The 26,990-nt window shown below is 68.6% G+C and carries 30 protein-coding genes, 1 tRNA gene and 2 pseudogenes; 14 read left to right on the forward strand and 19 right to left on the reverse strand.

The features are described from left to right. Positions 1-10: 10 nt before the first annotated feature. A complete protein-coding gene (locus ACSHV8_RS38215) occupies positions 11-301 on the reverse strand; it encodes a hypothetical protein (RefSeq protein WP_436524055.1) in 291 nt (96 codons plus the stop codon). A 39-nt stretch (positions 302-340) separates the two neighbouring features. Then, positions 341-832 carry a YajQ family cyclic di-GMP-binding protein gene (locus ACSHV8_RS38220; RefSeq protein ID WP_436524057.1) on the reverse strand — a complete coding sequence of 164 codons (492 nt, stop codon included), beginning with the start codon at positions 830-832 and terminating at the stop codon, positions 341-343. A 147-nt stretch (positions 833-979) separates the two neighbouring features. Here ACSHV8_RS38220 and ACSHV8_RS38225 point away from each other — a divergent pair. Continuing rightward, positions 980-1,060: transfer RNA gene (locus ACSHV8_RS38225), tRNA-Tyr, on the forward strand. A gap of 254 nt (positions 1,061-1,314) precedes the next feature. Then, positions 1,315-1,737, forward strand: coding sequence for a hypothetical protein (locus ACSHV8_RS38230; RefSeq protein ID WP_436524059.1), 423 nt, complete (start codon positions 1,315-1,317; stop codon positions 1,735-1,737). A gap of 6 nt (positions 1,738-1,743) precedes the next feature. Here ACSHV8_RS38230 and ACSHV8_RS38235 read toward each other — a convergent pair. Beyond that, positions 1,744-2,547 (reverse strand): annotated as a pseudogene (locus tag ACSHV8_RS38235) (tyrosine-type recombinase/integrase); the annotation flags it as partial. On the opposite strand from ACSHV8_RS38235, the pseudogene ACSHV8_RS38240 reads away from it, so the two are divergent. Continuing rightward, positions 2,538-3,140 (forward strand): annotated as a pseudogene (locus ACSHV8_RS38240) (GntR family transcriptional regulator); the annotation flags it as partial. The pseudogenes ACSHV8_RS38235 and ACSHV8_RS38240 sit on opposite strands and share 10 nt — an antisense overlap. After that, positions 3,122-3,841 (forward strand): HAD family hydrolase, encoded by a 720-nt coding sequence (locus ACSHV8_RS38245; protein ID WP_436524061.1) that lies wholly within the window; start codon positions 3,122-3,124, stop codon positions 3,839-3,841. The pseudogene ACSHV8_RS38240 and the gene ACSHV8_RS38245, both read left to right, overlap by 19 nt. Before the next feature lie 66 nt (positions 3,842-3,907). Here ACSHV8_RS38245 and ACSHV8_RS38250 read toward each other — a convergent pair whose 3' ends face one another. Continuing rightward, entirely contained in the window at positions 3,908-4,843 is a 936-nt protein-coding gene (locus tag ACSHV8_RS38250) for a hypothetical protein (protein WP_436524063.1), read from the reverse strand. 487 nt (positions 4,844-5,330) lie between these two features. Between ACSHV8_RS38250 and ACSHV8_RS38255 the strand changes: the two genes are divergently transcribed. Together ACSHV8_RS38255 and ACSHV8_RS38260 are read left to right on the forward strand one after the other, a co-directional pair. Then, complete coding sequence (locus ACSHV8_RS38255; protein ID WP_436524065.1) at positions 5,331-5,633, forward strand: DUF4265 domain-containing protein; 303 nt, start codon at positions 5,331-5,333, stop codon at positions 5,631-5,633. Positions 5,634-5,749: 116 nt separating this feature from the next. Further along, entirely contained in the window at positions 5,750-6,307 is a 558-nt protein-coding gene (locus ACSHV8_RS38260) for a Uma2 family endonuclease (protein WP_436524067.1), read from the forward strand. A 95-nt stretch (positions 6,308-6,402) separates the two neighbouring features. On the opposite strand, the gene ACSHV8_RS38265 is transcribed toward ACSHV8_RS38260, so the two are convergent. The 4 genes from ACSHV8_RS38265 to htpX all read right to left on the reverse strand — a co-directional run bounded on the left by ACSHV8_RS38265 (position 6,403) and on the right by htpX (position 9,841). Beyond that, a complete protein-coding gene (locus ACSHV8_RS38265) occupies positions 6,403-6,879 on the reverse strand; it encodes a DUF1707 SHOCT-like domain-containing protein (protein WP_436524069.1) in 477 nt (158 codons plus the stop codon). Between the two features lie 58 nt (positions 6,880-6,937). Next, the gene (locus ACSHV8_RS38270; RefSeq protein WP_436524071.1) at positions 6,938-7,381 is read right to left on the reverse strand and encodes a DUF4396 domain-containing protein; all 444 of its coding nucleotides are present in this window, start codon (positions 7,379-7,381) and stop codon (positions 6,938-6,940) included. 116 nt (positions 7,382-7,497) lie between these two features. Beyond that, on the reverse strand, positions 7,498-8,736 hold the full coding sequence (locus tag ACSHV8_RS38275; RefSeq protein WP_436524073.1) for an MFS transporter: 1,239 nt from the start codon (positions 8,734-8,736) through the stop codon (positions 7,498-7,500). A gap of 199 nt (positions 8,737-8,935) precedes the next feature. Then, positions 8,936-9,841 (reverse strand): zinc metalloprotease HtpX, encoded by a 906-nt coding sequence (htpX, locus tag ACSHV8_RS38280; RefSeq protein WP_436524075.1) that lies wholly within the window; start codon positions 9,839-9,841, stop codon positions 8,936-8,938. Positions 9,842-9,966: 125 nt separating this feature from the next. Here htpX and ACSHV8_RS38285 point away from each other — a divergent pair, with 125 nt between their 5' ends. Genes ACSHV8_RS38285 through ACSHV8_RS38305 form a run of 5 tightly spaced genes read left to right on the forward strand, consistent with a single transcriptional unit; the run spans position 9,967 to position 13,378 of the window. Next, positions 9,967-10,524 (forward strand): TetR family transcriptional regulator, encoded by a 558-nt coding sequence (locus ACSHV8_RS38285; RefSeq protein ID WP_436524077.1) that lies wholly within the window; start codon positions 9,967-9,969, stop codon positions 10,522-10,524. Next, positions 10,521-11,528, forward strand: coding sequence for an LLM class flavin-dependent oxidoreductase (locus ACSHV8_RS38290; protein WP_436524079.1), 1,008 nt, complete (start codon positions 10,521-10,523; stop codon positions 11,526-11,528). Before ACSHV8_RS38285 ends, ACSHV8_RS38290 begins: the two co-directional genes overlap by 4 nt. Before the next feature lie 19 nt (positions 11,529-11,547). Further along, complete coding sequence (locus ACSHV8_RS38295) at positions 11,548-12,369, forward strand: GNAT family N-acetyltransferase (RefSeq protein ID WP_436524081.1); 822 nt, start codon at positions 11,548-11,550, stop codon at positions 12,367-12,369. Then, positions 12,369-13,022 (forward strand): MOSC domain-containing protein, encoded by a 654-nt coding sequence (locus tag ACSHV8_RS38300; protein ID WP_436537090.1) that lies wholly within the window; start codon positions 12,369-12,371, stop codon positions 13,020-13,022. The genes ACSHV8_RS38295 and ACSHV8_RS38300 overlap by 1 nt, the downstream gene beginning before the upstream one ends. A 53-nt stretch (positions 13,023-13,075) precedes the next feature. Next, positions 13,076-13,378 (forward strand): GNAT family N-acetyltransferase, encoded by a 303-nt coding sequence (locus tag ACSHV8_RS38305; RefSeq protein WP_436524083.1) that lies wholly within the window; start codon positions 13,076-13,078, stop codon positions 13,376-13,378. Positions 13,379-13,611: 233 nt separating this feature from the next. On the opposite strand, the gene ACSHV8_RS38310 is transcribed toward ACSHV8_RS38305, so the two are convergent. Genes ACSHV8_RS38310 through ACSHV8_RS38335 form a run of 6 tightly spaced genes read right to left on the reverse strand, consistent with a single transcriptional unit; the run spans position 13,612 to position 20,070 of the window. After that, complete coding sequence (locus tag ACSHV8_RS38310; RefSeq protein WP_436524085.1) at positions 13,612-15,066, reverse strand: NADH-quinone oxidoreductase subunit N; 1,455 nt, start codon at positions 15,064-15,066, stop codon at positions 13,612-13,614. A 43-nt stretch (positions 15,067-15,109) separates the two neighbouring features. Then, positions 15,110-16,669 carry a complex I subunit 4 family protein gene (locus ACSHV8_RS38315; protein WP_436537092.1) on the reverse strand — a complete coding sequence of 520 codons (1,560 nt, stop codon included), beginning with the start codon at positions 16,667-16,669 and terminating at the stop codon, positions 15,110-15,112. Continuing rightward, positions 16,669-18,543: an NADH-quinone oxidoreductase subunit 5 family protein gene (locus ACSHV8_RS38320; RefSeq protein WP_436537094.1), complete on the reverse strand. Its 1,875-nt coding sequence runs from the start codon at positions 18,541-18,543 to the stop codon at positions 16,669-16,671. The genes ACSHV8_RS38315 and ACSHV8_RS38320 overlap by 1 nt, the downstream gene beginning before the upstream one ends. A gap of 32 nt (positions 18,544-18,575) precedes the next feature. After that, positions 18,576-18,938, reverse strand: coding sequence for an NADH-quinone oxidoreductase subunit NuoK (nuoK, locus tag ACSHV8_RS38325; RefSeq protein ID WP_436524087.1), 363 nt, complete (start codon positions 18,936-18,938; stop codon positions 18,576-18,578). Continuing rightward, positions 18,938-19,507, reverse strand: a complete 570-nt coding sequence (locus ACSHV8_RS38330; RefSeq protein WP_436524089.1) for an NADH-quinone oxidoreductase subunit J family protein — start codon at positions 19,505-19,507, stop codon at positions 18,938-18,940. The genes nuoK and ACSHV8_RS38330 overlap by 1 nt, the downstream gene beginning before the upstream one ends. After that, on the reverse strand, positions 19,504-20,070 hold the full coding sequence (locus ACSHV8_RS38335) for a NuoI/complex I 23 kDa subunit family protein (protein ID WP_370644519.1): 567 nt from the start codon (positions 20,068-20,070) through the stop codon (positions 19,504-19,506). Before ACSHV8_RS38335 ends, ACSHV8_RS38330 begins: the two co-directional genes overlap by 4 nt. A 128-nt stretch (positions 20,071-20,198) precedes the next feature. Between ACSHV8_RS38335 and ACSHV8_RS38340 the strand changes: the two genes are divergently transcribed. Further along, positions 20,199-20,762, forward strand: a complete 564-nt coding sequence (locus ACSHV8_RS38340; protein ID WP_436524091.1) for a Uma2 family endonuclease — start codon at positions 20,199-20,201, stop codon at positions 20,760-20,762. On the opposite strand, the gene ACSHV8_RS38345 is transcribed toward ACSHV8_RS38340, so the two are convergent. After that, a complete protein-coding gene (locus tag ACSHV8_RS38345) occupies positions 20,763-21,722 on the reverse strand; it encodes a complex I subunit 1/NuoH family protein (protein ID WP_436524093.1) in 960 nt (319 codons plus the stop codon). It lies immediately after the preceding gene. Beyond that, positions 21,722-22,456: an NADH-quinone oxidoreductase subunit C gene (locus tag ACSHV8_RS38350; RefSeq protein ID WP_436524095.1), complete on the reverse strand. Its 735-nt coding sequence runs from the start codon at positions 22,454-22,456 to the stop codon at positions 21,722-21,724. The genes ACSHV8_RS38345 and ACSHV8_RS38350 overlap by 1 nt, the downstream gene beginning before the upstream one ends. Positions 22,457-22,528: 72 nt before the next feature. Between ACSHV8_RS38350 and ACSHV8_RS38355 the strand changes: the two genes are divergently transcribed. Continuing rightward, entirely contained in the window at positions 22,529-23,065 is a 537-nt protein-coding gene (locus ACSHV8_RS38355) for an RNA polymerase sigma factor (protein ID WP_436537096.1), read from the forward strand. Then, positions 23,062-23,973 carry a hypothetical protein gene (locus tag ACSHV8_RS38360; protein WP_436524097.1) on the forward strand — a complete coding sequence of 304 codons (912 nt, stop codon included), beginning with the start codon at positions 23,062-23,064 and terminating at the stop codon, positions 23,971-23,973. Before ACSHV8_RS38355 ends, ACSHV8_RS38360 begins: the two co-directional genes overlap by 4 nt. A 7-nt stretch (positions 23,974-23,980) precedes the next feature. Here ACSHV8_RS38360 and ACSHV8_RS38365 read toward each other — a convergent pair whose 3' ends face one another. The 3 genes from ACSHV8_RS38365 to ACSHV8_RS38375 are packed head-to-tail and all read right to left on the reverse strand — an operon-like array spanning position 23,981 to position 26,979. Next, positions 23,981-25,282, reverse strand: a complete 1,302-nt coding sequence (locus tag ACSHV8_RS38365; RefSeq protein WP_436524099.1) for a DUF2252 domain-containing protein — start codon at positions 25,280-25,282, stop codon at positions 23,981-23,983. A gap of 10 nt (positions 25,283-25,292) precedes the next feature. Beyond that, positions 25,293-25,829, reverse strand: a complete 537-nt coding sequence (locus ACSHV8_RS38370) for an NADH-quinone oxidoreductase subunit B (RefSeq protein ID WP_436524101.1) — start codon at positions 25,827-25,829, stop codon at positions 25,293-25,295. A gap of 4 nt (positions 25,830-25,833) precedes the next feature. Next, positions 25,834-26,979 carry a Fic family protein gene (locus ACSHV8_RS38375; protein WP_436524103.1) on the reverse strand — a complete coding sequence of 382 codons (1,146 nt, stop codon included), beginning with the start codon at positions 26,977-26,979 and terminating at the stop codon, positions 25,834-25,836. Positions 26,980-26,990 lie beyond the last annotated feature (11 nt).

Here is a 26,990-nt window from a genome sequence, read left to right on the forward strand (position 1 = left end):
CAGCGTGTTCCTACGCCTTACGGGTCGGGCCTCGGCCGCGCGGGCGGAAACGGACAAGCGCCACACCGACCAGAAGCACCGCGAACACGGCAGCCACCTGCCCGGACACCACGCCGGGCAGGTGCAGGCCACCCACATAGATGAGCAGGGCGAGACCGAAAAGCATGTGGTAATACCCGGCGTCCCGCAACGAACGGAACGACCGGGCAATCATGTCCGGCGCCCGGCCCAGGACCAGCATCCGCATCCCGAAGATAAACAGTGCCAGACCCGCGAGGCCGCCCAGCACCTCGGTACTCATCGCCCCAGTGTGCGACCGGGCCGAACGCCGGTCAGCCCGTTAGCGGTAATTGTTGAACTGCAGCGCGACGCCGAAGTCCTCGGCCTTGAGCAGGGCGATCACGGCCTGCAGGTCGTCCCGCTTCTTGCCGGTGACGCGGAGCGAATCGCCCTGGATCTGCGCCTGGACGCCCTTCGGGCCCTCGTCGCGGATCTTCTTGCTGATCGCCTTCGCCTTGTCGGACTCGATCCCCTCGACCACCTTGAGGTCGATCTTGTAGGTCTTGCCGGACTGCCGGGGCTCCCCCGCGTCCAGCGACTTCAGCGAGATGTTCCGCTTCACCAGCTTCTCCTTGAAGACGTCGAGTGCGGCGACCGCCCGCTCCTCGGTCTCCGACGTGATGGTGAAGGCCTCGCCCGACTTGGCGACCTCGGTGCCCGTGCCCCGGAAGTCGAACCGGGTGCTCAGTTCCTTCTCCGCCTGGTTGAAAGCGTTGTCGACCTCCTGCCGGTCGACCTTGCTGACGATGTCGAACGACGGGTTGGCTGCCATGATCAGACTCCTGCGGCTGGATGCTTGTCGATGTCGCCGTTGGGCCTCGTCCGACCCGCGACATGCCGACCGTACCCGGTTGCGGGCGGGCCCTGCGGTACGGCTATGCTCTTGTTCGCAACCGCGGGAGACTGCGGTTAGTGCCCAGGCGGGTTGCCCGAGCGGCCAATGGGAGCGGACTGTAAATCCGTCGCGAAAGCTACAGAGGTTCGAATCCTCTACCCGCCACAAGCACACAAAAGAAGCCTCTCACCTGCTGAAACAGCAGGGAGGGGCTTCTCTCATTAGTCCCACTGAGTCTCACTCAGGACCGCTTGATCTCACTGGTTGTGTCGCATACGTGTCGGCGTTGGGAGGAGGACCGCCAGGTGGCGTGGGAATGGCTGGGGCCGACCACTACCGCAGTGGTTGGGGTAGCCGGAATCTGCGGCACTGTGACCAGCGCATTATTCGCACGGCGAGCGCAGGTAGAGGTAGCGCGCATGGCATCGGTCACCGCGACGCTTGGGGAGAAGCGCGTCCTCTACGGGAAGTATCTTCGGGCTGTGGAGGACATGATCGATCAGATCACTGCCACCATGGATCTTCATCGCGAGCACCGCCAACTCTCAGCATCCGACGACGGCAACCAGCGCGAAACAGCTTCTCTTAATGACCGATTTGCAGCTAACGCCACCAGCCTGCTGGAGCAGATCGTTACCGCATCAGGCGAGCTGCGTCGGTTGCGTGCTGAGATTTCGGTGTTAGGCGGTCAACAGCTAGGCAACCTCGTCTCGGCCACCAACGTCGCGCTTCTCGAATCCGGTAAGCGTGCGCTGGCGGACGGCGTAGATGACGGCCATTACTTCGATCCGCTCGATGCAGTCGTCGATGCGCTGCACCAGGACGTTGCCCGTCAGCCCTAACCGACTTCACGACAGGGCGGCCTCGATCCTCCTCCGAGCGGCCTCATCCTGGCCGTAGATGCACTTCGCGTACACCCGCATAAGCACGTGCACGCTGTGCCCTGCCCACTCGGCGACCTGGGTAGCCGGGACACCCGCGTTCAGCCAGAGCGATACTGCGGCGTGTCGCAGGTCGTACGGGCGCCGGGCGAGCGGGGACCGGACCTGCGCGGGGGCCAGCGCCGCTTCCCGGGCGTCGCGCCAGGCCTTGCCGTACGAGTTGCTCGGGATGGGCTGCCCGGCCGTCGGGACGTATCGCCCGCCGGGGCCGCGCCGGGTGACGAACAGCCGTCCGTCCGGGGCGGGGGCGTACTCATCGATATGGTGGTCGAGCAGGGCGCAGAGCGCGGGCGCGGCGGGTACTGGCCGGGTTGCGCTCTTGGCGCGGTGCTTCAGACCACGTCGTTCGATCGTGCCGCCCCCATCGCCCCACCCGTTGCCCACGGCGACCGTTGAGCCGGTCAGGTGAAGGATCCCCCAGCCGCCCTTGACCTTGGGGCGCTCGTACTCGTCTTCGCGTAGGTTGAGCACCTCTTCCGGCCGTAGTGCGGCGTAGTACATGCAGCCGAAGAAGGCGACCAGCTCGGGCGTGCGGTCACGGACGGCGGCGAGCAGCGCGCGAGCCTGCGCCGGGTTGACCACCGCCTTGCGGTCGACCTCGTCGTCATGCTTTGGGGCGATCCAGCTCACGAGCGACAGCGGGTGGACCTCCAACAGCCGCAGCTCGACCGCGTACTTCAGCGCCCCGGAGAAGATCGCACCCGGTCGAGCTTCGCCCCTTAATCGAGGCTGCATTCGAGCACACGCACGTGGCGATCGACTTCGCCGGATTCTCGGGCGAGACGCTGCGGGACGCGATCGCCGAGGCGCTCGACATGGTGCGTGCCGGCCGATCCGCACCGGAGACCATCACGGTGCGACTGATGATCTCAGACATGTCAGTACCGATGGCGCTACCGGCACTCGCCGCGACCGGTGCCGACGATCCCGCTGTCCGGAAGCGGGCAGAACGCATCACCCGTCGGGCCGCCGACGGGATCATTGACCAGGTGCATGAACTCGCCGACCTCGGCCTTGTAAAGTCCGCGACCGTGGAGGTGCGAACGCACAGCATCGCGCCGACCTTCAAGCTCTACATGCTCAACGGGCGACAGGCGTTTTTCGGCTTCTACCCGGCGGTCAAGCGCGAGGTGACCATCGGCCGGGAACCGGTCGAGATCTTCGACCTGATGGGCAGGGATGCGACCTTGTTCCACTACACCGTTGACGACGACGAGGCATCGCACGGCACGCAATTCGTGGAGTCTGCGCGCCTGTGGTTCAACTCCGTGTGGGACAGCGTCGCATGCGAGTACCGCGCATGAACGGGCCGACGCTGGCCGACCTGGTCGGCACCGGCCCGTTGCTCTTGGACTTCGACGGGCCGGTGTGCTCGATCTTCGCGGGGTACCCCGCGACGCGCGTCGCCGCCGAGCTGGTCGCGCTGCTCGACGTCGAGGGCATCGCCATGCCGCCGGAGGTGCGAAGCGAGGGCGACCCGCTTGCCGTCCTCCGATGGGTCGGCGAGAGCTGCTCTCATGACCTGACGCTGGCGGTCGAGGACGCCCTATGTGCGGCCGAGCTGCGCGCGGCGGTCGTCGCGGCACCAACGCCATTCGGACGTGAGGTGATCCTCGGCGCGCACGCCCGTGGCGTGCCGGTCGCAGTGGTCAGCAACAACTCGGCGGTGGCGATCGAGGCGTACCTCACGGCCCATGATCTCGCCGCGTACGTCTCGCCGATCATCGGTCGGCCCTACGCCGACCCGGCACGGATGAAGCCAGATCCTGGCACCACCCTGGATGCGGTACGCGCCCTCGCCGCCGCGCCGGAGTCGTGCGTGCTGGTCGGCGACTCGCTCACCGACATCGACGCAGCCCGCGCCGCCGGGGTCGCCGCGATCGGCTACGCCAACAGGGCATGGAAGGTTGACGCCTTCTCGGCGGCCGACATCGTCATCACGTCGATGGGGGACATCGTCGTGGCGCTGTCCCCCGTGTCCCCCGTGTCCCCGAAGGCGGAGTGAGCTGCGGAAGTCTGGGGGACACGAGAATGAGACTGTCCCCCGTGTCCCCCAGTGCCGCGTGCGACGTCAGCCGAACACGCCACTGATCGCCAAGTCGGTTACAGCTTGGACGGCACTGCTAGCAGCCATGGTCAACCCGGCTGCGCCGACCTTCTCGGCAGCGGCACGGAGCTTGCCCGCCTTCTTCACCACCTCGCCGGTGTCTGAGTCGTCATCCTGTACTGCGGTTCGCAGCTCGTCCACCGCGCCGAGGACCTCGGCGCGATGCTCGTCCGGAACTTCGGCTGCAGCTTCTCTAACCTTATCGAGCAGCCGGATCGCGTCCTCAACAGTCAAGCCTTCAGTGGTGGCCTTAGCCTTAGCACCGATGGCGACCGGGCCGTTAGAGGTCCGGATGTTCGTGTTGTAGATGTCGCCCATGTGATGACTCATTGCGGCGTCTACCTGACCCTTCTTAGGAAGCTCAGACAATGGCGTATCTGCAGTCAGGTCCGCAACGACATCCACGAGATTGGTACGAATCTGACCGAGGACGCCCGCGATGACCGAGCCGGTCATCGCGTATGACAAGCTGATGACCTGCTGGAACTCGTCAAGTTGGCGATTCCAGATGGTCAGAGCCATCGCCAGGCCAGGCGAACCGAAAGACAGCCGCTCCTGCTTTGCCAGTTGCTCTAACTCCTCGATTGGCTGCTTGAGCCACATTTCATCGGGAATATACTCCCAGGAATCATGAGGGAGTTGAAGCTTACTAATGATCTGGTTCTTGGAATGGGTATAACCACTGATCGAGTCCATAGAGATCGGCGGGTTAGAAATCCTGCGGTATTCCGGAACTTCGACGTCCTTCCCGTACCCGTTGAGTTCGCTGCGTGCCCACGCTCGCAGCGTGTCAGAGCCGGTCTCCGCACCGAGCAGCAGGCAAACGCGGAGCAATCCGGCGAGCGGCTCTGTCTCATCCAGCAGGCGCTCGCGCAGCGAGCGGAGCAACGTGTCCGTCATGAGAGCCAAGGTTAGGGGTGGGGTACGACATTGAACCGCCTCGGATATCACCGACGTCTACGCAGGCCCGGTAAGTTGACCCCTCCCTGTTTCAGCGCTCGGCCAGCCTTCATGTCAACAGGCCAGCGCGGGAGTCGTTGTCGTATCCGTGTCGGCCCACCATGCGTGGATGCCATATTGCCTGGTGAAGGCTAGATGATCGGCAGACTGTAAATCCGTCGCGAAAGCTACAGAGGTTCGAATCCTCTACCCGCCACAAGCACAGATAACAGCCCCGGTAGCTGCGGAAACGCGCATCGGGGCTGTTCTCGTTGTGGTCTAGGAGTACGGCAAGATCCGGCCGTCTACGACCGTCCACGGGAACATAGCGGGAACCCACTGAGGCAAAGATCCGGCTCTCGGCGCCGGCCTCTATCGAGCTCCCCACGGCGTCCGCCAAGAGCCGCGGCAGCCGACACCGCCGCCGGATCCGCGGAGGGGAACTGCGATGCATCAGCAACGCAAATCCGATCTCATACGGGTGCTCTTCTCCTTGGACGTGGACGAAGACGAGTGGCCGCCGGCGAGTGCAGAGACGATGTGGGCGAAGGTCCTCTCACCCGACCGGGTCGAGATCGACAACGTGCCGTTCTTCGTCCGTGGCCTCTCCTCCGGTGATGAGGTCCGAGTCGTACGTGACGATGACGGCATGCCCGTGGCCACCGACGTGATCGAGTGGGCGGGGTTCGAAGAGGGCTGGTGGGACTACGAGGAAGGCAACGTCAGCGAGAGGTGGCGCTCGGCTGGATAGCTTCTCCGTACTACTCACGCCAGCCTGCCGCTTTCCAGGGACGCCGGGCCGCCTGAGGTGCCGTACCGTGGGCGGAAGCATCTTCTTATGAGCCGCTGCCGGAGGTGACGTCGTCGATGAGCGTGGGAGTGGTTGACCACGTCGGTCCATGGACTGAGGACGAGTATTTTGCGCTCGGCGAGACGACGGACCGGATCGAGCTCATCGATGGGAGCCTGGTGGTGAGCCCCGCGCCGAGCATGAGCCATCAGCGTCTCTCCCGCCGTCTGGCGAACGCGCTGGAGGAAGGCGCCGAGCCGGCCGGGCTCTTCGTCTATGAGGCGATCAACGTCCGATTGCACACCGGCCGCATCGTCATTCCCGACCTGGCTGTCGTTGACCAGGACGAGGAAGCCGTCACGGCAGACGCTTCCCGGGTGCTCCTGATCGGTGAGATCGTTTCGCCGAGCAACGCCGCCATGGACCGCGTGCTCAAGATGCAGCTCTACGCTGCTGCCGGTATCGGGTCGTACCTCCTGGTCGAGCACGAGGCGCCAGACTCGCTGACGCTACGACTCAACCGTCTCGATGGCCAGCACTACGTCGAGGAAACCGTCGTGAAGACCGGCGCAAGCCTGACCTCCGAGTATCCGTTTCGGTTCGAACTCGACACGCGGTCTCTCGTTCGTCGCTGACGGCTCCAGCTGCCGACAGCGCCAGTCATCCCCGCCGGCACCACCTATTCGCGGGTCAGGCTGTCATCGGCGACCGACCTTCTCGGACGCGGAAGTCAGTAGCGGCGCTGCTGGTGGCGGATTACCTGGACTCCGATGGTGACTGCGGCGAGGGCGGCGCCGGGGACGAGCATCCAGGCCGGCCAGGGGTAGACGTAGTAGTTGACCGTTTTGCGGACCAGGGCGTAGACGACCAGGTTGACCGCGGCCAGGGAGGCCCAGATGGTCCACAGGACCAGCATGGCGACCGGGAGGCGGCGGGATTCGCGGCGGGCCTCGGCGGTGCGGCGGGCGTGGATTTCGGCGGCGCTGACGCCGGGGCGGGGGAGGTCCCGGACGATGGTCAGGAGTTCGGCGTAGGTGCGGGCCGCATAGGCGGCGGCGACGCGGTCGTCGTACTCGTGGAGGGAGAGGCGGCCCTCGTCGAGGGCGCCTTTCAGCTGATCGGCGATTTGTTGGCGGTCGGAGTCGGCCGCTCGCAGGGTTTCGATCTGTTCGGAGCGCCGGCCGGGGCCGGTGACCTCTTTCGCCATGGCCGGGCTCCTTCGCATGACGCCGGTTCTCGGCGCCAGGCTATCGAAACTTCGCAACTCAGTGGTGATGGTGTTGATGCACCACGGCGTGGCCCCTCCCCCGGGCGATCATCCAGCGGTTCACCGGGACGGTCAGGACGAAGGCGATGGCCAGCGTGCCGACCAGGCTGGCCCAGAACAGCCGGTCGGCCAGGCCGGCGTTCATGGCGCCGGGGATGAGGACCAGGCCGAGGTTGTCGAACAGCTCCATCGAGGCGATCGAGACGGTGTCGGCGGCCAGGGCGATGCCGACGGCTTGGCGCAGCGGGATCCCGGAGGCGAGGACGGGGCGGATGGTCAGCGCGTAGCCGAAGAGGAAGGCGAGCGCGATGGAGAGGGCGATGTTCGCGGCGTTGTGCCAGCCCAGGGCGGTGCTGATGACCATGCCGAGGACCTCGCCGATGGCGCAGCCGGTGAGGCAGTGCAGCGTGGCCGAGATGGCGGTGCGGGTCAGCGCGTTCATGCTCACAAGATACCCCCAGGGGGTATACAGATCGACGTGGCGCGCGCCACAAAAATCGGCACCACAAAGGAGGGCCGCGCACACCGGCGCGGCCCACGACGTACGGGAAAAGGGTTTTAGGCCTCCGCGGCCCGGCGGTCGGCCCGGGCCATCGAGCCCTCCGGGATCGCCGCCACCGCCGCGGCCAGCAGCAACACGCCGCCGGCGAAGACGAAGGACCAGGGCAGGCCGCCGGGCTGGTCGACGATGACACCGGCCAGCGCGCCGCCCGCGGCACTGCCGGCCACCGAGACGGTGACCATCCAGGTGTACGCCTCGTTCAGCATCGCGGCCGGGGCGAAACGGCCGACCAGACTGTTCTCCACGGTCAGGGCGGGTGCGATAGTGGCGCCACCGAGGACCAGGGCGACGCCCAGGTGCACCGGGCCGGGCATGAGCGCGAGCACCAGGAAGCTGAGCGCGACACCGCCGAGCAGCCAGGCGAACTGGCGGGACAGCGGGATGTCCCAGCGCCGGGTGCCGAACCAGATGCCGCCGATCGCGCTGCCGATGCCCCAGATGCCGAGCAGGACACCGCCCAGGGCGTCGCCGCCGCCGTGCTGCTCGGCGTAGGCGGGCACGATCACGCCGGCCGCGCCGAACGCGGTGCCGAGGGCGCCGACGCAGAACAGCAGCGCAGGGAAGCCGCCCGATCGCAGAGGGCCGAGGCCTCGGGCGGCGTGCTCGGCCGGGTGGTCGCCGCGGTGCCGCATGACCGGCAGGCGGGCGACCACGGCGGTGCCGAACAGGGTCGCGATGGCCGAGCAGGCCAGCGCGGTCGCCGGCTCACCGGTGATCACCAGGAACGCCGCGACAAGCATCGGGCCGAGTACGAAGACCAGCTCGAAGAGGGAGGTCTCGGCGGCCATGGCGGCGCCGCGCAGCGATTGACCGCCGGTGCCGGGGGCGGTCATGTCGTTCCAGGCGCGACGGATCGCGGCGGTCAGCGGAGGGTACGTCGCCCCGGCCGCGGCCGACGCCACGAAGATCCACTCAAGGGCGCCCTCGCCCCCGCGGCTCGCCAGCAGCAGGCCGCCGAGCGCGAGCGGATGCAGGATCGCGGTGGCGAGCAGGATCGGGGCCGGCCCGATCCGGTCGGCCAGGCGTCCCGCGATCGGGCTCAGGGCCGCTCCGGCCAGCGCGTACACCCCACCGGCGAGACCGGCCGCGGCATATCGCCCGGTGGCCTGCTCGACGAGCAGGAGCAGGCCGAGCGGGGTCATCCCGATGCCGAGCCGGGCCAGGATCCCGACGACCAGCAGGATGCGTCCGCCCGGGAGCTGCCACACGCCAAGGTACTGACGCAACGCGGTCACAGGCGGGTCCCCCAGGTTCTTCGGTAACGAGCGTAGGCACTTTCGACCCTAACGCCGCTCCTCAAGGGAGAGCGCCCGCTGTCATGCGGCTCACCATGTGCTTTCGCCCGGCGGGGGCGGGCTGACGCCGTACGGCGAAATCGGTTTGGGGTTGAAAAAAACGGGCGACCTGGCGGTCGCCCGTTTCAAGAGAGAAGGATCAGCGGAGGTACGGCCGTGAGGCGCCACCGGTCAGCGACGCCTGCTCGTGGAGGCGGCGGATCCGCTCGGCCATCGGCGGGTGGGTCGAGAACAGCGCGGCGATGCCCTGGCTGCGGAACGGGTTGGCGATCATGAGGTGGGCCGTGCTGGTGAGCTGCCCCTCGGCCGGCAGCGGGGCCTGCTGCGTGCCGTAGTGGATCTTCTCCAGCGCGCTCGCCAGGGCCAGCGGATCGCCGGTCAGCGTCGCGCCGGACGCGTCGGCCTGGAACTCGCGGTTGCGGCTGATGGCCAGCTGGATCACCGACGCGGCCAGCGGGCCGAGGATCAGCATGAGCAGCAGCGACGCCGGGTTCGGCGAGTCGTCGTCGTCCGAGCCGCCGAACGGCAGGAAGATCGCCAGCTGGGCGAACATCGTGATGATCCCGGCGAGCGCGCCGGCCACGCTGGAGATCAGGATGTCCCGGTTGTAGACGTGCGACAGCTCGTGGCCGATGACGCCGCGCAGCTCACGCGCGTCGAGGATGCGGGTGATGCCGACCGTGACGGCGACCGCCGCGTGCTCCGGGTCACGACCCGTGGCGAACGCGTTCGGCTGCATCGACGGGGAGACGTAGAGCCGTGGCATCGGCTGCCCCGCCTGGTGAGCCAGCTCACGCACGATCTGGTAGAGCGCCGGGAACTCGGCCTCGCTGACCGGCTGGGCGCCCATCGCCCGCAGCGCGATCTTGTCCGAGAAGAAGTAGCTGACCGCGTTGGTGACCAGCGAGAAGATCACCGCGATGACCAGGCCGGTGCTGCCGCCGAGCCAATAGCCCACGGCCAGGATCAGGCCGGTGAGCAGCCCGAGGAGGGCGGCCGTCTTGAGTCCGTTGTGATGGCTGTGCACGTTCGACTCCTTCAGCATGCGGGCTCGTGACCCGCACTCCAGAGAACGCGAGATTGCTGCGCGTTCATCCGGATAGACGCTGTGAGTTCGCTGGGCAACCGACCTAACTTGCACTCGGTGCACGACGCGCTAGGGTCGGGAACATGCGACAACGCAGCCCCGAGACCTGGCGTCTGATCCGGGACTCGGCCGTCGGATTGATGGCCGAGCGGGGATTCGACGCGGTGTCGGTCGAGGACATCGTGGCCGCGGCCGGAATCTCCCGGCGGACCTACTTCAACTATTTCGCCGGCAAGGAGTCCGTGCTGTTCGACCCGGATCCGGAGGATCCACGGCTGTGGGCCGAACTGACCGCCGCGCGGCCGGCCGGCGAACCGCTCTGGACGGCGTTGCACCAGCTGATTCTCGAATACACGACGGCGACCGCGGACCGCATGATTCAGCAACGATTCGTGCTGCGGGCCTCCCCCGAATTGGGAGTCTGCTCGCGTGACGTCTGCGACCGCTTCTGGGACGCGATTCGCGACTGGGCCGCCGGCCGCGATTCCGACCTGCGGCTCGACCTTCTCGTCAACACCGCCCGGGCCGTTCTCAACACGATGCTTCCGCGGTGGGACCCGACCACCGGGATCGCCGGACTGCACCGCCTGATCGATGAGGGATTCACCCTCCTGCAATCTCCGGAATGGACGAGCTCATGACCCGTGTACCGCTTTCCGTGCTGGATCTGGCCACCGTGCGCGAGGGGCACGGCAGCGCCGACGCGCTGCGCGGCACCGTCGAGATCGCCAAGGCTGCCGACGAACTGGGATTCGCCCGGTTCTGGGTGGCCGAGCACCACAACATGCCGGCCGTGGCGTCGACCACCCCGCCGGTGCTGATCGGGGCGGTGGCCGCGCAGACCAGCCGGATCAAGGTCGGGTCGGGCGGCGTGATGCTGCCGAATCACATGCCGTTCGTCGTCGCCGAACAGTTCGCGCTGCTGGAGGCGCTCTACCCGGAACGGATCGACCTGGGGATCGGGCGCGCGCCCGGAACTGATCAGGCCACCGCGGCGGCGTTGCGGGGTGTTTCGCCCTATCTGACCGTGGAACAGTTCCCGGAACATCTGCAGACGGTGCTGGGGCTGCTCGGGGACGACCGGGCGGCCGGGAAAGCGGGGCGGCTGCGGGCGACACCGGCTCCCGAAACGTACCCCGAAGTCTGGATTTTGGGATCCTCGACGTACGGAGCGCAGATCGCGGCCGCCCTGGGCCTGCCCTTCTGCTACGCCTACCACTTCGCGATCGCCTCCGATGTGGACGGCGCGCTGCAGCTGTACCGGTCGGGGTTCCAGCCGTCCGAACGGTTCCCGGAGCCGCACGTGATGGTGAGCGCCTCGGTGATCGCGGCCGACACGACCGAGGAAGCGCAGTTCCTGGCCGGGCCGAGCCGGATCATGGCACTGAGCCTGCGCACCGGCCGGCTCGGGCCGATCATCTCGCCCGAAGCCGCGGCCGAACGCGAACTGTCCGATCTGGATCTGCAGATGCTGGACTCGTTGCCCGGCACGCAGTACGCGGGAACCGCCGACGAGGTGGTCGCCGGGCTAGACGCGCTCATCGAGCGGACCGGCGCGAACGAGCTGATCCTGGCCGGAACCGTCTACGACCCGGCGACCCGGCGGGACAGCCTCGCGCGAATTGCGAAGGCGTGGGGCCTGTAGCCGGTTCTAGGATGACCGAATGGCCTGGGAGATCTCATCCGATGTGGACAGGTTCGCCTCGGTCGCGGGGGACTTTCTGCGATCGTCGCCGGTCCGGCACACCGTTTTCCTCACACTGATCGACAATCTGCGGTCGCGGGGATTACACGCCTACGGGCCGGACAAGCCGTATTTCGGCTGGTGGACAACGCCCGACGGGGACGTGGCGGGAGTGCTTCTGCAAACTCCCCCACACCCCGTGCTGTTCAGCGCAATGCCGCCGGCCGCCATTAGCGAGGCGGCCGAAGCCCTCGCCGACCGGCCCATTTCCGGGGTCAACATGCTCGACACCGACCTCCCGGAATTCGTCGGATCCCGCACAGTCGTGCCCGGAATGCGGACCCGGCTCCACCGCCTCGGCACACTGACCCCGCCCGAACCCGCGCCGTCGGGCCAGGCCCGGCCGGCCGGTGAAGCGGATCGGGACCTCTTGATCGCATGGTTCCGGGACTTCTACGAATTCGTCCACGAAACGCGCCCCGACATCACCGCGGCCGTCGACGACCATCTCGCGCACACCAGAATCACGCTCTGGATCGACGGGAACCGACCGGTCTCGATGGCGGTCCGCTCACAGCCTTCCGCCGGAATGATTCGCATCCTGTACGTGTGGACGCCCCCGGACCTGCGCCGCCGCGGATACGCCGCCGGAGCGACAGCGGCCGCCACCCGGGCCGCACTCGACGACGGCGCGGACGAGGTCGTGCTCTACACCGACCTCGACAATCCGACCAGCAACGCGCTTTACCACCGGCTGGGCTACCGGCCGGTGGAAGATCGAGCGATGGTGACCTTCTCATGATCGGTGTCGCGGAATCGGTCAACGTCGGCTCGTCCGAACCCAGCATGGGCAAAGACGCGCCCACCACCGGAATCATCAAAAAACCGGTGTCGGCGCCGGTCACCGTGCGGGCCCCCGGCCCGAAAACAACCGGCCTGCACAGCGGGGTCGTCGGCGACCACATCGGCGACACCAAACACCACGGCGGCGACGATCAGGCCATTTACGCGTACGGCGTGGAGGACTACTCGTGGTGGGCGGCCACACTCGGCCGCGACCTGCCGCCCGGCCTGTTCGGGGAGAACCTGACCACCTCCGGGCTCGACCTCGTCGGCGGAGTCATCGGCGAACGCTGGGAATTCGACTCCGGCCTGATCCTGCAAGTGACCTTCGGGCGGATCCCGTGCCTGACATTCCAGAACCGGATGGGCGAACCGCGCTGGGTGAAACGCTTCGCCGCCGCCAACCGGTCCGGCGCCTACCTACGAGTGATCACGCCCGGCATGCTGGTCCCCGGCGACCGGATCACCGTCGCCGACCGGCCTGGACACGGGCTGACGCTGGCCGAATCTTACGAGATCTACATGCACGACCGGTCCCGGCTGGCCCGGCTCCTCGAAGCCCCCGAACTGCCGCCCAAGATGCTGGCCGAGGTGGCCCAGCTGCTCGGCTGATCACCGCGGGAGTGGCCTGACTGCTCGGCTGATCACCGTGGTTTGATGGCCCGATGGAGTTCGCGGTGACCGACGTGCCGGACAAGGGCCGATTCGAGGCTCGGGATGAGGCGGGTGCTGTGGCCGGGGTGCTTACGTACCAGGTCACCGGGCCGATCGTGGTTTACACGCACACCGAGGTCGACCCGGCGTTCGAGCGCCAAGGGGTGGGGTCGGCGCTGGCCCGCTTCGCGATGGAGGACGCCAAGGCCAAGTCGCGGACGGTGGTGCCGATGTGCCCGTTCGTGTCGGAGTGGCTCGACAAGCATGCGGAGTACGAAGGGTTGGTCGCCCGCAAAACCCGCCGCGTCAAGTAACCGGGCGCCCGGGCCTCAAGCAAGACCCTTGAGCCTTCGCCTCAGACAGAAGCGGCTGAGTGCCGCCGTGCCGCCGTGCCGAGCAATGGTGAGCCGACAGCGGGCGGGACGCGCGGCCTTTCTCCGGCGCCGGGCCAGTCGTCGGGCCGGCGCCCCCGGGATCGGCACGCCCTCGGGTAATGGTGCCCTCGGGTCAGGGCATTCTCAGGTGGGCGTTCTCGGTCGGGGCGTTCTCAGGTGAGGGCGTTGAAGAGCAACTGCGGGGCGAAGCCGAGGATGACCGCGACGGCGACCGACGCGGCCAGGGTGGCGGCGACCGGGCGGGTGAGTGGCAACCGTGGGTGGCGGGCGGCGTCGAGGAGGATCGGGTCGGCGACGCTGAGGCCGATTCGTGGGGGCAGGGAGTAGAGGGACGCGGCGACGCGGGCGTAGTAGGCCAGGGCGATCACCGCGTTCAGGACGACGACGCCGGCCAGCCAGGACCAGTTGTGCTGGACCAGGGTGTCGACGACCGAGAGTTTGGCGAACAGGCCGGCCAGGCCGGGGGGCAGACCGGCCAGGCCGGCCAGGGCCAGGACCAGGGCCGCGCCCAGCCAGGGGCTGCGGCGGGCGCTGCCTCGGTAGTCGAGCAGGGAGCCGCCGTCGGCGCCGGGTGGGCGTAGGGCGGCGACGACGGTGAAGGCGACGAACTCCAGGACGACGAAGAAGACGGCGTAGGCCAGGGCGGCGGTGACGCCGGGGGCGCCCAGGGCCAGCGCGGCCAGGATGTAGCCCGCCTGGGCGATCGAGGACCAGGCCAGGAGGCGGACCATCCGGGTCTGGCGCAGCGCGACCAGGTTGCCGATGGTCATCGTGAGGACGGCCAGGACGGCCATCACCGCGCGGGCGTCCAGGTGGGCGACGACCGCGGCCAGGGCCAGGACGCCGCCGAGTTTGGAGGCGGTGGACAGGTAGGCCGCGATCGGGATGGGGGCGCCGTCGTAGGTGGCCGGGGCCCAGGTGTGCAGCGGGACGGCGGCGACCTTGAAGGCCAGGCCGATCACCAGCAGGGCGACGCCGACACCGGCCAGCGGGGCGAACGGGCCGGCCGCGGCGTGCAGCTGGGCCAGGTGGATCGCGCCGGTGGCGGCGTAGTTCAGGGCGGCGCCGAGCAGGGTGACGGCCGTGGAGACGACGCTGATCAGGAAGAACGTGAGGGAGGCGGCGGCGCCGGTGTCGGTCGGGCGTTCGTCCGGGGCGAAGCGGCGCAGGCCGACCAGCACGTACAGCGGGAGGGTGAGCGTTTCCAGGCCGACGATCAGGGTGATCAGGTCGCCCGAGTACGCGATCACGACGCCGCCGGTCATCGAGCAGGCCAGCAGGAAGCAGAACTCGCCGGCCGGGGCGATGCCGAGGTTCAGGCTCGGGGTCGAGAGGGCCAGGACTCCGGCGGTCAGGAGGGCGAAGAGTACGGCGGTGACCGCTGCCGGCCAAGTCGGGACCCAGGAGCACGCGCCGGTGGTGCAGAACGTGCCCGCCTCCGGGCCGACGACCAGGGCCAGGACGGCCGTGGCCAGGCTGCCGACGGCGGTGGTGGCGATGGTCGCGACGCGCTTGGCGATGAACAGGTCGGCCAGGAAGGCGAGGATGGCGGTGCCGGCCGCCGCGTACAGCGGGAGCAGCGCGAAGTGGTTGATCGACTGGCTCACGATCGGCCCCCGGTAACAGCGGACCACAGGAACGGTGACCGGGTCACGGGTGGCCTCCCAGCAGGGTGGTCAGCGGCAGGGCGGTCTCGGCCAGGACCAGGGCCGGGATCACGCCGACGGCCAGGGTCAGCAGGATCAGCGGGGTCCAGGCGAACCATTCGACGCCGGCGATCGACGGGCGCAGCGAGTGGACCGTCGGCGTGGTCGGGCCGTGGGTGAGGCGACGCAGCAGCCGCAGGAAATACGCCGCGGTGAGCGCGCCCCCGACGGCGGCCAGGACGGCCAGGGTGAGCCAGAGCGGGCCACCGCGGCGGACGGCCGCGACGACCGCGAACGCCTCGCCCCAGAAGCCGGCCAGGCCGGGCAGGCCCAGCGAGGCGATCGCGGCGAACCCGAACAGGCCGGCCAGCCGGGGCGCGGTCTCGCGCAGGCCGCTGAGCTGGTCGAGCGAACCGGTCCCGGCCCGGTCCTTGATCGTTCCGGCCAGGAAGAACAGCAGGCCGGTGATCAGGCCGTGGGCGACGTTGCCGAGCAGTGCGGCCTGCAGGCCGGTGATCGAGAGGGTCGCGATGCCGAGCAGCACGAACCCCATGTGCCCGACGCTGGAGTAGGCGATGAGCCGTTTCAGCTCGCGCTGGCGCAGGCAGATCAGCGAACCGGCCAGGATCGCGATCACGGCGAGGATGCCGAGGGCCGGGGCGGCCCGTTCCGCGCCGAGCGGGGCGACGCCGACGCCGACCCGGATCAGGCCGTAGGTGCCCATCTTGAGCAGGACGCCGGCCAGGATCACCGAGCCGACGGTCGGCGCCTCGGTGTGCGCGTCCGGCAGCCAGGTGTGCAGCGGCCAGAGCGGCGCCTTCACCGCGAAGGCGACCGCGAGCAGGGCGAACACGACGTACTGGGTGGTCCGGGTCAGGGCCGGGGCGCCGGTCAGCGTGATCAGGTCGCCGGTGCCGGACTTGGTGACGACCAGGACGACGCCGAGCAGCAGCAGGACCGAGCCGAACAGGGTGTAGAGCACGAATTTGCGGGCGGCCGCTCGCCGTTCCGCCCCGCCCCAGCCGGCGATCACCGCGAACATCGGGAGGAGGACGACCTCGAAGAAGACGAAGAACAGGATCAGGTCCAGCGACAGGAAAGTGCCGAGGACGCCGACTTCCAAGATCAAGAGCAAGGCACTGAGCGTACGGCCCGGACCCCCGCCCTTCGGCACCTTGCGAACCGTGTACGCGCAGCACAGCAGCGTGAGCAGACCGGTCAGCACCACGAGCGGATAGGAGATCCCGTCCACCCCGAGGTGGAAGCGCAGGCCGAGCGCGGGGACCCAGGGCAGGTCGAGGTTCACCCACGGTTGCAGGGGCACGGTGGTGCGCGGGCCGCCGTAGGCGAACCAGCCCCGGGTGCGCTCCCCCGCGAAGAACGGGACGATCGAGAGCGCGAACGTGACCGCGGCGAACACGGTGGCGACGATCCGGGCCTGCCGGTCCCGCCGGGCCGGGAGGAGCGCGACCACCACGGCGCCCAGCGCGGGAACGGCCAGCAGGGCCACGAGCAGGACGGATCCGGCGGTCCAGGTGGGGTCGGTCAGATAGTCGCGGTACATCAGGACGCTCCCAACCACGCGACGACGCTCAGGATCAGCGCACCGAACAGGACCAGGACCGCGGCACCGGGCAGGGCGACCCGGTGCGCGTCGGCGAACATCCCGCCCAGGCTCCGGGTCGCTGTGCCGGTGCCCTCGACGGTGGCGTCGACGACGTGCTCGTCGGCCGCGGTGGCCACTCGGGCGAGCGCCTTCACCGGCCGTACGAAAATCAGGCTTTGAAGGTGGTCCAGGTGGAAGCCGGAAGCGAACAGCGGACGGGCGCGGCCCAGCGCGAGGACCGGGTCCACGCCGGGCACCGCCCACCACAGCCACCAGGCTGTCCCGGAGCCGGCCGCGAGCAGCAGCAACGGCAGCAGGAGAGCGACGCCCAGGTGCGGATCCTCCAGCTCCAGCGCGTGGCGGAAGCCGGGGGCAAACGCGGCCAGGCCGAGCAGCGCGGCCGGGATCGTCAGCAGCAGGATCGGCCAGCGCATCGGGCCGGGCGGATCGTGCGGGACGGCGGGCACGTGATAGCGGCCGTCGTCGAAGCCGATCTCCCAGTTCGGCCCGTCCGGACCGTGCTGCCGGGACGGGCCGAAGAACGCCCGGAGCAGCAGGCGTGTCGCATACCAGGCCGTCACGCCGACCGCGAGCAAAGCGGAGATCCAGACCAGCCACGCGGCCCAGACCGGCACCGCCTCGCCGCCGTCGGTCGCGTGGGCGGCCGCGGTCAGCACGTTCTCCTTCGACCAGAAACCGGCCAGCGGCGGCAGGCCGGCCAGCGCGCCGAGACCGACCACGAACGACCAGAACGTGACCGGCATGTGCTCGCGCAAACCGCCCATCCGGGACAGGTAGTTGGTGCCGACCGTGTGGATCACCGCGCCGGCCGCCAGGAACAGCAGCGCCTTGAACGCGGCGTGGGTGAGCAGGTGGAACAGGGCGGCGGCGGGCGAGCCGACGGCCAGCGCGCCGGTCATGTAACCGATCTGGGAGACCGTGGACCAGGCCAGCACGCGCTTCATGTCGTCCTGAGCCGTCGCCGACAGCGCGCCCAGCAGGATCGTGATCGAGGCCATCACGGCGAGCACCGCGAGGGCGGCCGGGGACCGCTGGAAGAGCGGGAACGTGCGGAAGACGACGTAGACGCCGGCCGCGACCATCGTCGCGGCGTGGATCAGCGCGGAGATCGGGGTGGGACCGGCCATCGCGTCCGGCAGCCAGGTGTGCAGCGGGAACTGCGCGCTCTTGCCGGCCACCCCGGCCAGGAGCAGCAGCAACGCGACGGTCAGGGTGCCGTGCGAATAGTCGTGGGCGAGGACGTCACTGATCCGGGACGTGCCGGCGTGAGCGACGAGCAGCGCGATGCCGAGCAGGAAACCGACGTCACCCACCCGGGTGACCAGGAACGCCTTCACCGCGGCGGCCGGGGCCTCGGGCAGCCGGCGGTCGTGGCCGATCAGCAGGTAGGAGCAGGCGCCCATCACCTCCCAGCCGATCAGCAGGCCGATCAGGTCACCGGACGTGACGACCAGGAGCATCGCGCCGGTGAAGAGGCCGACCTGAGCCGCGTACGGCGCGTAGCGCGGATCGTCGTGCAGATACGTCACCGAGTAGACCTGGACGCACAGGGCGACCGCGCAGACGGCGAGCGCGACGTAGAGCGCGGCCGGGCCGGCCGAGAAGCCGAGCGTGATCTCCAGATCGCCCAGGCTCACCCAGTGGGTGCTCGCGGCCAGTGGCTCACCCCGGCTCGTCGTGACCGCGAGCAGCACGATCGCGTCGATCAGGGCGAGCGCGGCGCCGGTGATCCCGAGCGCGGCGGCGGCCCGGCGAGGCCCGTCGTCACCCGGTCGAAGGGCGAGTCCGATCAGACCGAGAATCAGGGGCATGCCCGGGAGCAGGGCTCCGAACACTGCGGCGTTCACCCGTCCACCCGTTCCTCGTCGAGGGAGACCTCGTCGATCGCGACCGCCTTGCGCATCCGGTAGAACTGCAACACGATCGCCAGGCCGACCCCGACCTCGGCCGCGGCCAGCACGATCACGAACAGCGCGAACACACCGCCCGAGCCGGGCTGCGAGCTCGGGGTGGCCCACGCCTCGCCGGGGACGCCCTTGAGCGCCGACCGCAGCGACACGTCGGCGGTGATCAGAATCAGGTTCACCGCGTTGAGCATCAGCTCGACGGCCATCAGGACCAGGATCGCGTTGCGGCGGCGGACGACGCCGTAGACGCCCAGGCCGAACAGGGCGGCGGCGACCACGTACGGAATGGTCACGTGCATCAGGCCGGCACCTCCTCGTCCGCGTCCCTCTCCCCTTCTGTCGCTTCCTCCGGGTCGTCCGGTTGCATCGTCCGGCGGCCGATGTCCGGGCGGGACAGCACGATCGCGCCGACCAGGGCGGAGAGCAGCAGGATGGAGAGCACCTCGAACGGCAGCACCCAGGTCCCGAAGACCTGCCGGCCGACCTGCTCGGCGGTGCCGGGGTCGGGTCGCGGGTACTCGATCCAGCGGAACGCGTCGGCCAGGAGCGCGGCCAGGCCCAGCCCGACACCGCCACCGATCAGGGCAGACGGGCCGATCGGGCGGTCCAGGTCGGTGCTCGGGCCGATCGGGGCGCGGGTCAGCATCACCGCGAACAGCAGCAGCACGACCACCGCGCCGACGTAGACCAGGATCTGCACCCAGGCGACCAGCTCGGCGCCGAGGACCAGGTAGAGGCCGGCGATCGCGCCGAGGCTGATCACCAGGTAGAGGCCGGAACGGACCAGGTGGGTGCTGGTCACGACCAGGGCGCCGGCGCCGACCGCGACAGCGCCGAGGGCGAGCAGGAGGACGTCCGCGATGGTCACTCGGGGGCCTGCTCACGCCGTACCGAAGCAGGTCTTGCGGTTTTTGCGGCAGTTGCCGCACCCGGACCGGCCGCCTTGCGCGCGGCGGTGGCCTCCTCCTTGGAAGGCTCGCCGAGCACGTCGTGGGCCGGGGGCGGCGGAACCGTCCGCATCCACTCGCCGAGGCGATCCTTGTCGTGCAGCAGCGAGAGGACGTCGGTCTCCGCGTACTCGAACTCGGGCGTCCAGTGCAGCGCGTCGAACGGGCACACCTCGATGCAGATCCCGCAGTACATGCACAGGGAGAAGTCGATGTCGAACTTGTCCAGCACGTTGCGCTGGCGGGCCCGCGCGGCGCCCGGGACGACGACCTCCTCCTTGTGCGAGTCGATGTAGATGCACCAGTCCGGGCACTCGCGGGCGCACAGCATGCAGACCGTGCAGTTCTCCTCGAGCAGTGCGATCACGCCGCGGGAACGCGGGGGCAGCTCGGGCTCGACGTCCGGGTATTGCTGGGTGATGGTCTTGCGGGTCATCGTCTTGAGCGTGACGGCAAGGCCATTGATCAAGCCCTTGCCGGGCATGCCGCGCTCGCCGTCATCAGTCACAAGGGCATATCCTGCCCGGTTCGGACGGGTGACGCGACCTCGGACCCACCTGATCTTCCGGTAGTGTTGACGGACGGGAGAGCGAGCCCGCTGTGGAGGCCCGAATGTTCGCCCACATGAACGACGCGCCAACAGACGGTTGGACTGTTGATGACCTCGACGCGCTTCCCGAAGACGGCGCCCGACGGGAGCTGATCGATGGAATTCTTCATGTGACGCCTTCCCCGGCACCGACCCACCAGGTTCTCGCCGCCCGGCTTCTGGTGGCCCTGGAAGAAACCTGCCCGGAACATCTGCACGTCAGCCAGGCCAACGACGTCGTCCTCTCCATGCAACGACTCTTCACCCCGGACGTCCTCGTCACCACGGACGAGGCGGCCGCACGGGACCGAAGATTCATCGCAAAAGAGGTCGTGCTCGCCGTAGAGATCGTGTCGCCCGGCTCGCAGAGCATGGACCGAGTGATGAAACCCGCTCTCTACGCGAAGGCGGGAATCCCGTTCTACTGGCTGATCGAACGGAGCGGCGGCCTCGTGGTGCACGCCTTCCGGTTGGCCGACGGCGACGACGTCTACCAGCCCGTCGGGGTCTTCACCGAGACGATCAAGCTCGACCAGCCATGGGGAATCGAGATTCCGGTCGCCCGCCTGCGACCGCGCCACCTCTGATCAGAGCAGGGACTTCACCGCGACGGTGAGCACCAACTGGGCCAGGGACACCGGGACCAGGATCAGCCAGCAGAGACGTTGGAGCTGGTCCTCGCGCAGGCGCGGGTACGTGACCCGGAACCAGATGATCACGAAGGACAGCGCGAAGATCTTCAGCAGCGTCCACAGCCAGCCCAGGTGATCGGCGTCCGGGCCGTGCCAGCCGCCCAGGAACAGCACCGTGGTCAGGCCGGCGATGACGATGATCCCGACGTACTCGGCCAGCAGGAAGAACGCGAACCGCAGGCCGGTGTACTCGGTCATGTAGCCGAAGACGAGCTCCGAGTCGGCGATCGGCATGTCGAACGGCGGGCGGCGGATCTCGGCCAGGCCGGCGATGAAGAAGACCAGACCGGCCGGGGCCTGCCAGATCAGCCACCACGGTTTCCAGGCCTCGACGATGCCGGGCAGGCTGAGCGTGCCCGCCGCCATGGCGACGCTGGCCGCGGCCAGGACCAGCGGAAGCTCGTAACCCAGCAGCTGGGCGGCGCCGCGCAGGCCGCCGAGCAGGCTGTACTTGTTGGCCGAGGCCCAGGCCGACATCAGCACCGCGACCACGCCGAAGCCGAGGATCGCCAGGACCAGGAACAGGCCGATGTCGAGGCGCTGGGCGACCAGGCCGTTCGGGCCCAGCGGGATCGTCAGGATGACGATCAGGTACGGGAACAGGGCGACGATCGGGGCCAGCCGGAACACGGTGCGATCCGAGCCGTCCGGATGAACATCTTCCTTCTGTACGAACTTGATCCCGTCAGCCACCAGCTGCGCCCAGCCGTGGAAGGCGCCGGCGTACATCGGCCCGACCCGCCCCTGCATGTGGGCCATCACCTTGTGCTCGGCCTGCCCGACGAGCAGCGGCAGCACGAGGAACGCGACCATCACGGCGACGACCCGGATGAGAAGGTCCAGCCAGAGCGGCATTACTCGGCCTCCCCCTCAGCCCGCGGCTTCTCCGCTTTCTCCGAAACTTCCCGATTTGGTACGGCCGGTGCCTCGCGCGACGGGCGCGCCGGTCGAGCCGCGCGCGCCGGGGTCTCCGGAGGCGGGATCTTGCCCTTCATCGGGCCCCACTCGTTCGGATCCGGAACGCCGGGCGGCCGCATCGGGGCCCGTTTGGCCGGGCCGCCGTGTTCCGACTCCCCCGGCTCCTTCGCGCCCGGCCACGGCTTGGCCACCCGCGCGGCCAGCACGAACTCCTTGCGCAGCGGATGACCCTCGAACTCCGGCGGCAGCAGCAGCGGACGCAGGTCGGGATGGCGGGCGAAGACGATGCCGAACATCTCGAACGTCTCCCGCTCGTGCCAGTCCGCACCCGGATAGAGATCCACCAGGGACTCCACTTCGGCGTCGGCGCGCGGCACCCGGGTGCGCAACAGCACCCCGTGCCGGCGGCGCGTCGACCAGAGGTGGGCGACCACGTCGAACCCCTCCTCGAGCTCGTCCACGGCGGACAGCCAGTCGAAGAAGTCGCAGCCCAGCGCACCCGGGTCACGGGCGATGCCGGCCGCGTGCCACCAGCGGGCGACCGGGACGTCGACCACCGCGCGGGCATGGCCGGGACCGCCACCGGACACGCCGGCGGTGACCTCACCCAGGGCGGGATCGTCCGTGGCCATCAGGTGGACCAGTCGCTCTCCGACCTCTTCCGGCGTCATGCCGTCATCCTATGGGCCAGGATCGGACTGCAACCGCCCGCCGGGCACGGGCGTGTAGTCGCCGTGACAGCCCTGACCGAGCACCGATCGGAGACGTCGAGCGCCGTGCAGCACGACCCGCCGACGTTCGACGAGGTCTATGCCGCGCACTTCGCGGACCTGACCGTGCAGCTCTACGCGTACTTCGGCGACCGGCAGGAAGCGCAGGACGTCGTACAGGAAGCGTTCTGCCGGGCCCTGGCCCGATGGCGAAAAGTTTCCCGGTACGACGATCCGGTCGCCTGGATCCGCCGCGTCGCCTGGAACCTCGCCGTCAGCCGCTGGCGGCGGGCCCGGACCGCGCTCGGATTCCTGCGGCGGCAGCCGGCGGTGGAACTGCACGCCGACGGGCCCGGGCCGGACCGGGTGGCGCTGATCGCGGCGCTGGCCGAACTGCCCGACAACCATCGGCGGGCCCTGGTCCTGCACTACCTGGCCGACATGCCGGTGGCCGAGGTGGCCCACCGCGAAGGCGTGGCCGAGGGAACCGTGAAGTCGTGGCTGCACCGCGGCCGGGTCGCGATGGCGGCCCGCCTCAACCTGACCGAGAGCGCCGGAGGGCAGCCATGACCGACCAGTTCGAGCAGCTCTTCGCCGACCTGCGCGCCGACACGATCCCCCGGATCCTGCCGCCCGGCTCGGAAGCGGCCCGCGGCACGGTCCGGCGCCGACGGACACGCCGGACCGCGATGACCGGCGTGGGCCTGGTCGCGGTCGTCGCCGCGGGGGCAGCCCTGGCGCTCCCGTCGCCGCCACAGCAGGCGGACCCCGCGTCCGGGCAACTCTCCCAGGAGACCTTGGACGATTTCGCCGGTCGGGCCGCGAGGCAGCTCGGATCGTACGACGGCACCGTCACCGCTTTCGCCGGTCAGGTCCTCACCACGAAACGCGTGCCCGGCGACTACGAGGTCGCCCTGGTCTGCGCAGGCGTCGCGGGCATGGTCAACCTGACGGTCGCCGGCATCGACCAGCCCGTGTCGTGCGGGACGCAGCTGACCACCATCCACGTCCCGGTGACCGTCACCGAGTCGAACCCCGAGGTCACCATCGACGTGGCCCCGGACGCGGTGGCCGCCGGCCGGTACGGACTGGCCTTCTCGGTGCGGATGACCGACGGCGCCAAGGGAGACCTGACCGGCGACGCACAGGAGGCGGTCGGAACGAGCAACGACAACGGCGGCGGCGCCGCGTTCCTGGACGGCGTCATCGGCATCCAGGACGACTCGGTCGGGGCCGGGCGGTACACCCTTGCGCTGGCCTGCGCCGGCGCCGGATCGGTCACCGTCAAGGTCGGCAACCAGAAGATGCACGAGGACGGGAGCGAGCCGATCAAGACCTACCAGCGCGACTGCGACGGCACGGCCGCCGAATTCGACATCACCCTGCCGCCGGGCACGACGGGCGCAACCATCGACGCACTGCCCTCGGGCGACGCCGAGAACCAGGCGGCGGTGGCCTACCGGTGGGAGCCTCGCTGACCCGCCCCTAAAGACCGGGGATGCGGCCGTTGCGGAACACGTCGACGAAGTCCTGGTGGTCCTCGCGGGCCTGGTCACCGTACTTGTGCGCGAAGTCGACCAGATGCCGTACGAAACCCGCCTCGTCCTTGTCGACGACCGCGACGATCGCCTCCTCGGTCGAGAAGTCGACCAGATCGTGGCTCGACTCGTCGTCGGCCACCGAATGCATCCGGGCCACCGAACGCCCCAGGTCGGCGATGACCCCGGAGAGCTCGTCGGGCTCGTTGACATCCGACCAGTCCAGGTCGGACGCGTACGGCGACACCTCGGCGACCAGCTGCCCGACCCCGCCCAGCTCGGTGAAGCCCAGCCACGGGTCGGCGTGCGCCTGCAGCGCCCGCTGCGACTCCGCGGTGCGATGGCCCTGATGCTCGAAGTACGCCCGGACCCGCTCGTCGTCGATCCAGCGCGCGACGGCCGGCACCTGAGCCTGCTTCATGTAGATGATCACGTCGTTCTCGAGCGCCTCGGTGTGACCCTCCAGCAGCAGGTTGTAGGAGGGCAGCCCGGCCGAGCCGATCCCCACGCCCTTGCGCAGCTTGATGTCCTTGATCGTGGTCGAGATCGGCCGCCCGGCCTCCGGCAGCGTGCTCAGATACCGCTCGAACGCGGCCGTGACCCGCGCCGCCGTGTCCTCGTCGACGTCGTAGACCCCGTCCCCCAGCGAGAACCGGCGCTCGTAGTCGTCGACCGTGGTCTGCCCGTTCAACAGATCCACCCGCGTGTTCAGCCGCGCCTCCTGCAACACCCGGCGCAGCACACCGTCCGCGTTCTCCAACGTGATCGAACCGATCGCGTCGTCCCCGCCGGCCGCGATCGCCCGCAACTCGGTCAGATACGACCCGGCGAACGTCGTGACCAGCGCGGTGATGCTCTCGTCGGACAGGGCCTTGGAGTAACCGATCAGCGCGACGCTCGCCGAGAACCGCTTCAGATCCCAAGAGAAGGGCCCGACGTACGCCTCATCGAAGTCATTGACGTTGAAAACCAGCCGCCCCGACGAATTCATGTAGGTGCCGAAGTTCTCGGCATGCAGATCGCCGTGAATCCAGACCCGGCTCGTCCGCTCGTCCAGATAACTGTCGTCACGGTAGTCACCGGCCTGGTCGGCGTAGAACAGCGAGGCGCTGCCCCGATAGAACGCGAACGGCGACGCCGCCATCTTCCGGAACTTACGACGGAACGCGGCCGGGTCGATCGCCATCAGCTCCCCGAACTCCCGGGCAAGCACATCGACGATGAAGTCGGCACGAGACGCTTGGCTCATGCCGATCACGCTAGACCGGCCGGGCCACCACGGGAGCCGTAAGCGCGGCAGCATCCTTGGCCAGGGGATCCGGGCGGGAGACGCCGCCGGGGCCGGACTGCTCGGCGGCGATCTTCTCCTGGAGGCGGAGGATGCCGTGGAGCAGGGCCTCCGGGCGGGGCGGGCAACCCGGGACGTAGACGTCGACCGGGATGATCTGGTCGACGCCCTTGGTGACCGAGTACGAATCCCAGTACGGCCCGCCGCAGTTGGAGCAGGAACCGAACGAGATCACATACTTGGGCTCGGGCATCTGGTCGTAAAGACGCTTGATGGCGGGCGCCATCTTGTCGGTGACCGTGCCCGAGACGACCATCAGGTCGGCCTGGCGGGGACCGTGCGCGAACGGGATCACGCCCAGACGCATGAAGTCGTGGCGGCTCATGCTCGACGCGATGAACTCGATCGCGCAGCAGGCGAGACCGAAGTTGAACACCCACAGGGAGTAGCGGCGTCCCCAGTTCAGCACGAACCGGATGGGTTCACCGAGCACTCCAGGTAGGGCCACCCGGTCAACCTACTGCATTCGCATAGGGCTTGGTCAGGGTCATCGGACGGCGCGCCACCTCCAGCACGTTCTCAGGAAAACGGGGGCCTTCCTTGTAAAACCGAGCACGGGTGCGCCCCACCGGCTCAAGCAAACCGGCGGTAGCAAGGTCGCGGAGATCTCGCTGAGCCTGCTGGAGGGTCAACCCCTCGGCTTGCTCATATCGATTACGACGGACCCTCCCGACCACCGCGACGTCGTGGAGTGCCGAGATTACTCGCTCGTCGAAGCCCGCCGGGCCGACAAACGCGTCGAGCAGATCCCACACGGCAGCCGTCCGGTTCACCCGGCCCTGCACGCTTTGCACTTGCTGGTGATATGCAGTGAGGTTGAATCGAATCCAGCTGGAAACGTCCTGGTCGGGAAGATACGTGGACCCGCGTCGCTCGAGTTCCTCGTAGTACTTCCAGGTGTTACCGGATCGGCCAAGCCAGGCCTCGATCGATGAGAACTCCGGGGCAAGCACCCCTTCCCGCGCGATCAGCAACGTCTGCAGCGACCGTGACATCCGACCGTTGCCGTCAGCCCAAGGATGAATGGACACCAGATTGAGGTGTGCCATGGCCGCACGAACCAGTGGATGAGTTTCGTCCTCGGCGTTCAGCCAGGCCACCAACTCATCCATCAGACCGGGAAGGTCAGCCGCGGCTGGCGCCGTATATGCGGCGATGCTCGGGTCACCCGCGGCGGTTACATACACAGGACCACCACGCCACTGCCCGGCGGGCTTGCGTGGAGTGTCGCGATGTCCCTGCAACATCCAGTGCAGCGCGTTCAGCAGGCCCTTGCTGTAAGAGAAGTCAGCCACGTCGTGCAGTCTCTGCACATAGGTCATCATGCGCTGATATGCGAGGGTTTCCTCACGGTCCTCGTCAGAGACGTCGACGTCCCGCTCGCCATCCATAAGGTCCTGGGCGTCCACGGTCGAGACGCGGAATCCTTCGATGGAGTTCGACGCCGCCACGGCGTCAGCCGTCAGGTATTTGCGCAGGCCGGATGTCCATCTGGCCGGCCTGTCCAGGATTTGATGCCGGAGCTTCTGGCGCATTTCTTCGATGCCGGCCAGCACCGCCCGATCGGCATCGGCCAGCGAGGGAGTCGGAAACAGCATCCTCTAACGAT

Origin of the sequence: Actinoplanes sp. HUAS TT8 (genome assembly GCF_051380535.1) — a bacterium.
Classification (GTDB): Bacteria; Actinomycetota; Actinomycetes; order Mycobacteriales; family Micromonosporaceae; genus Actinoplanes.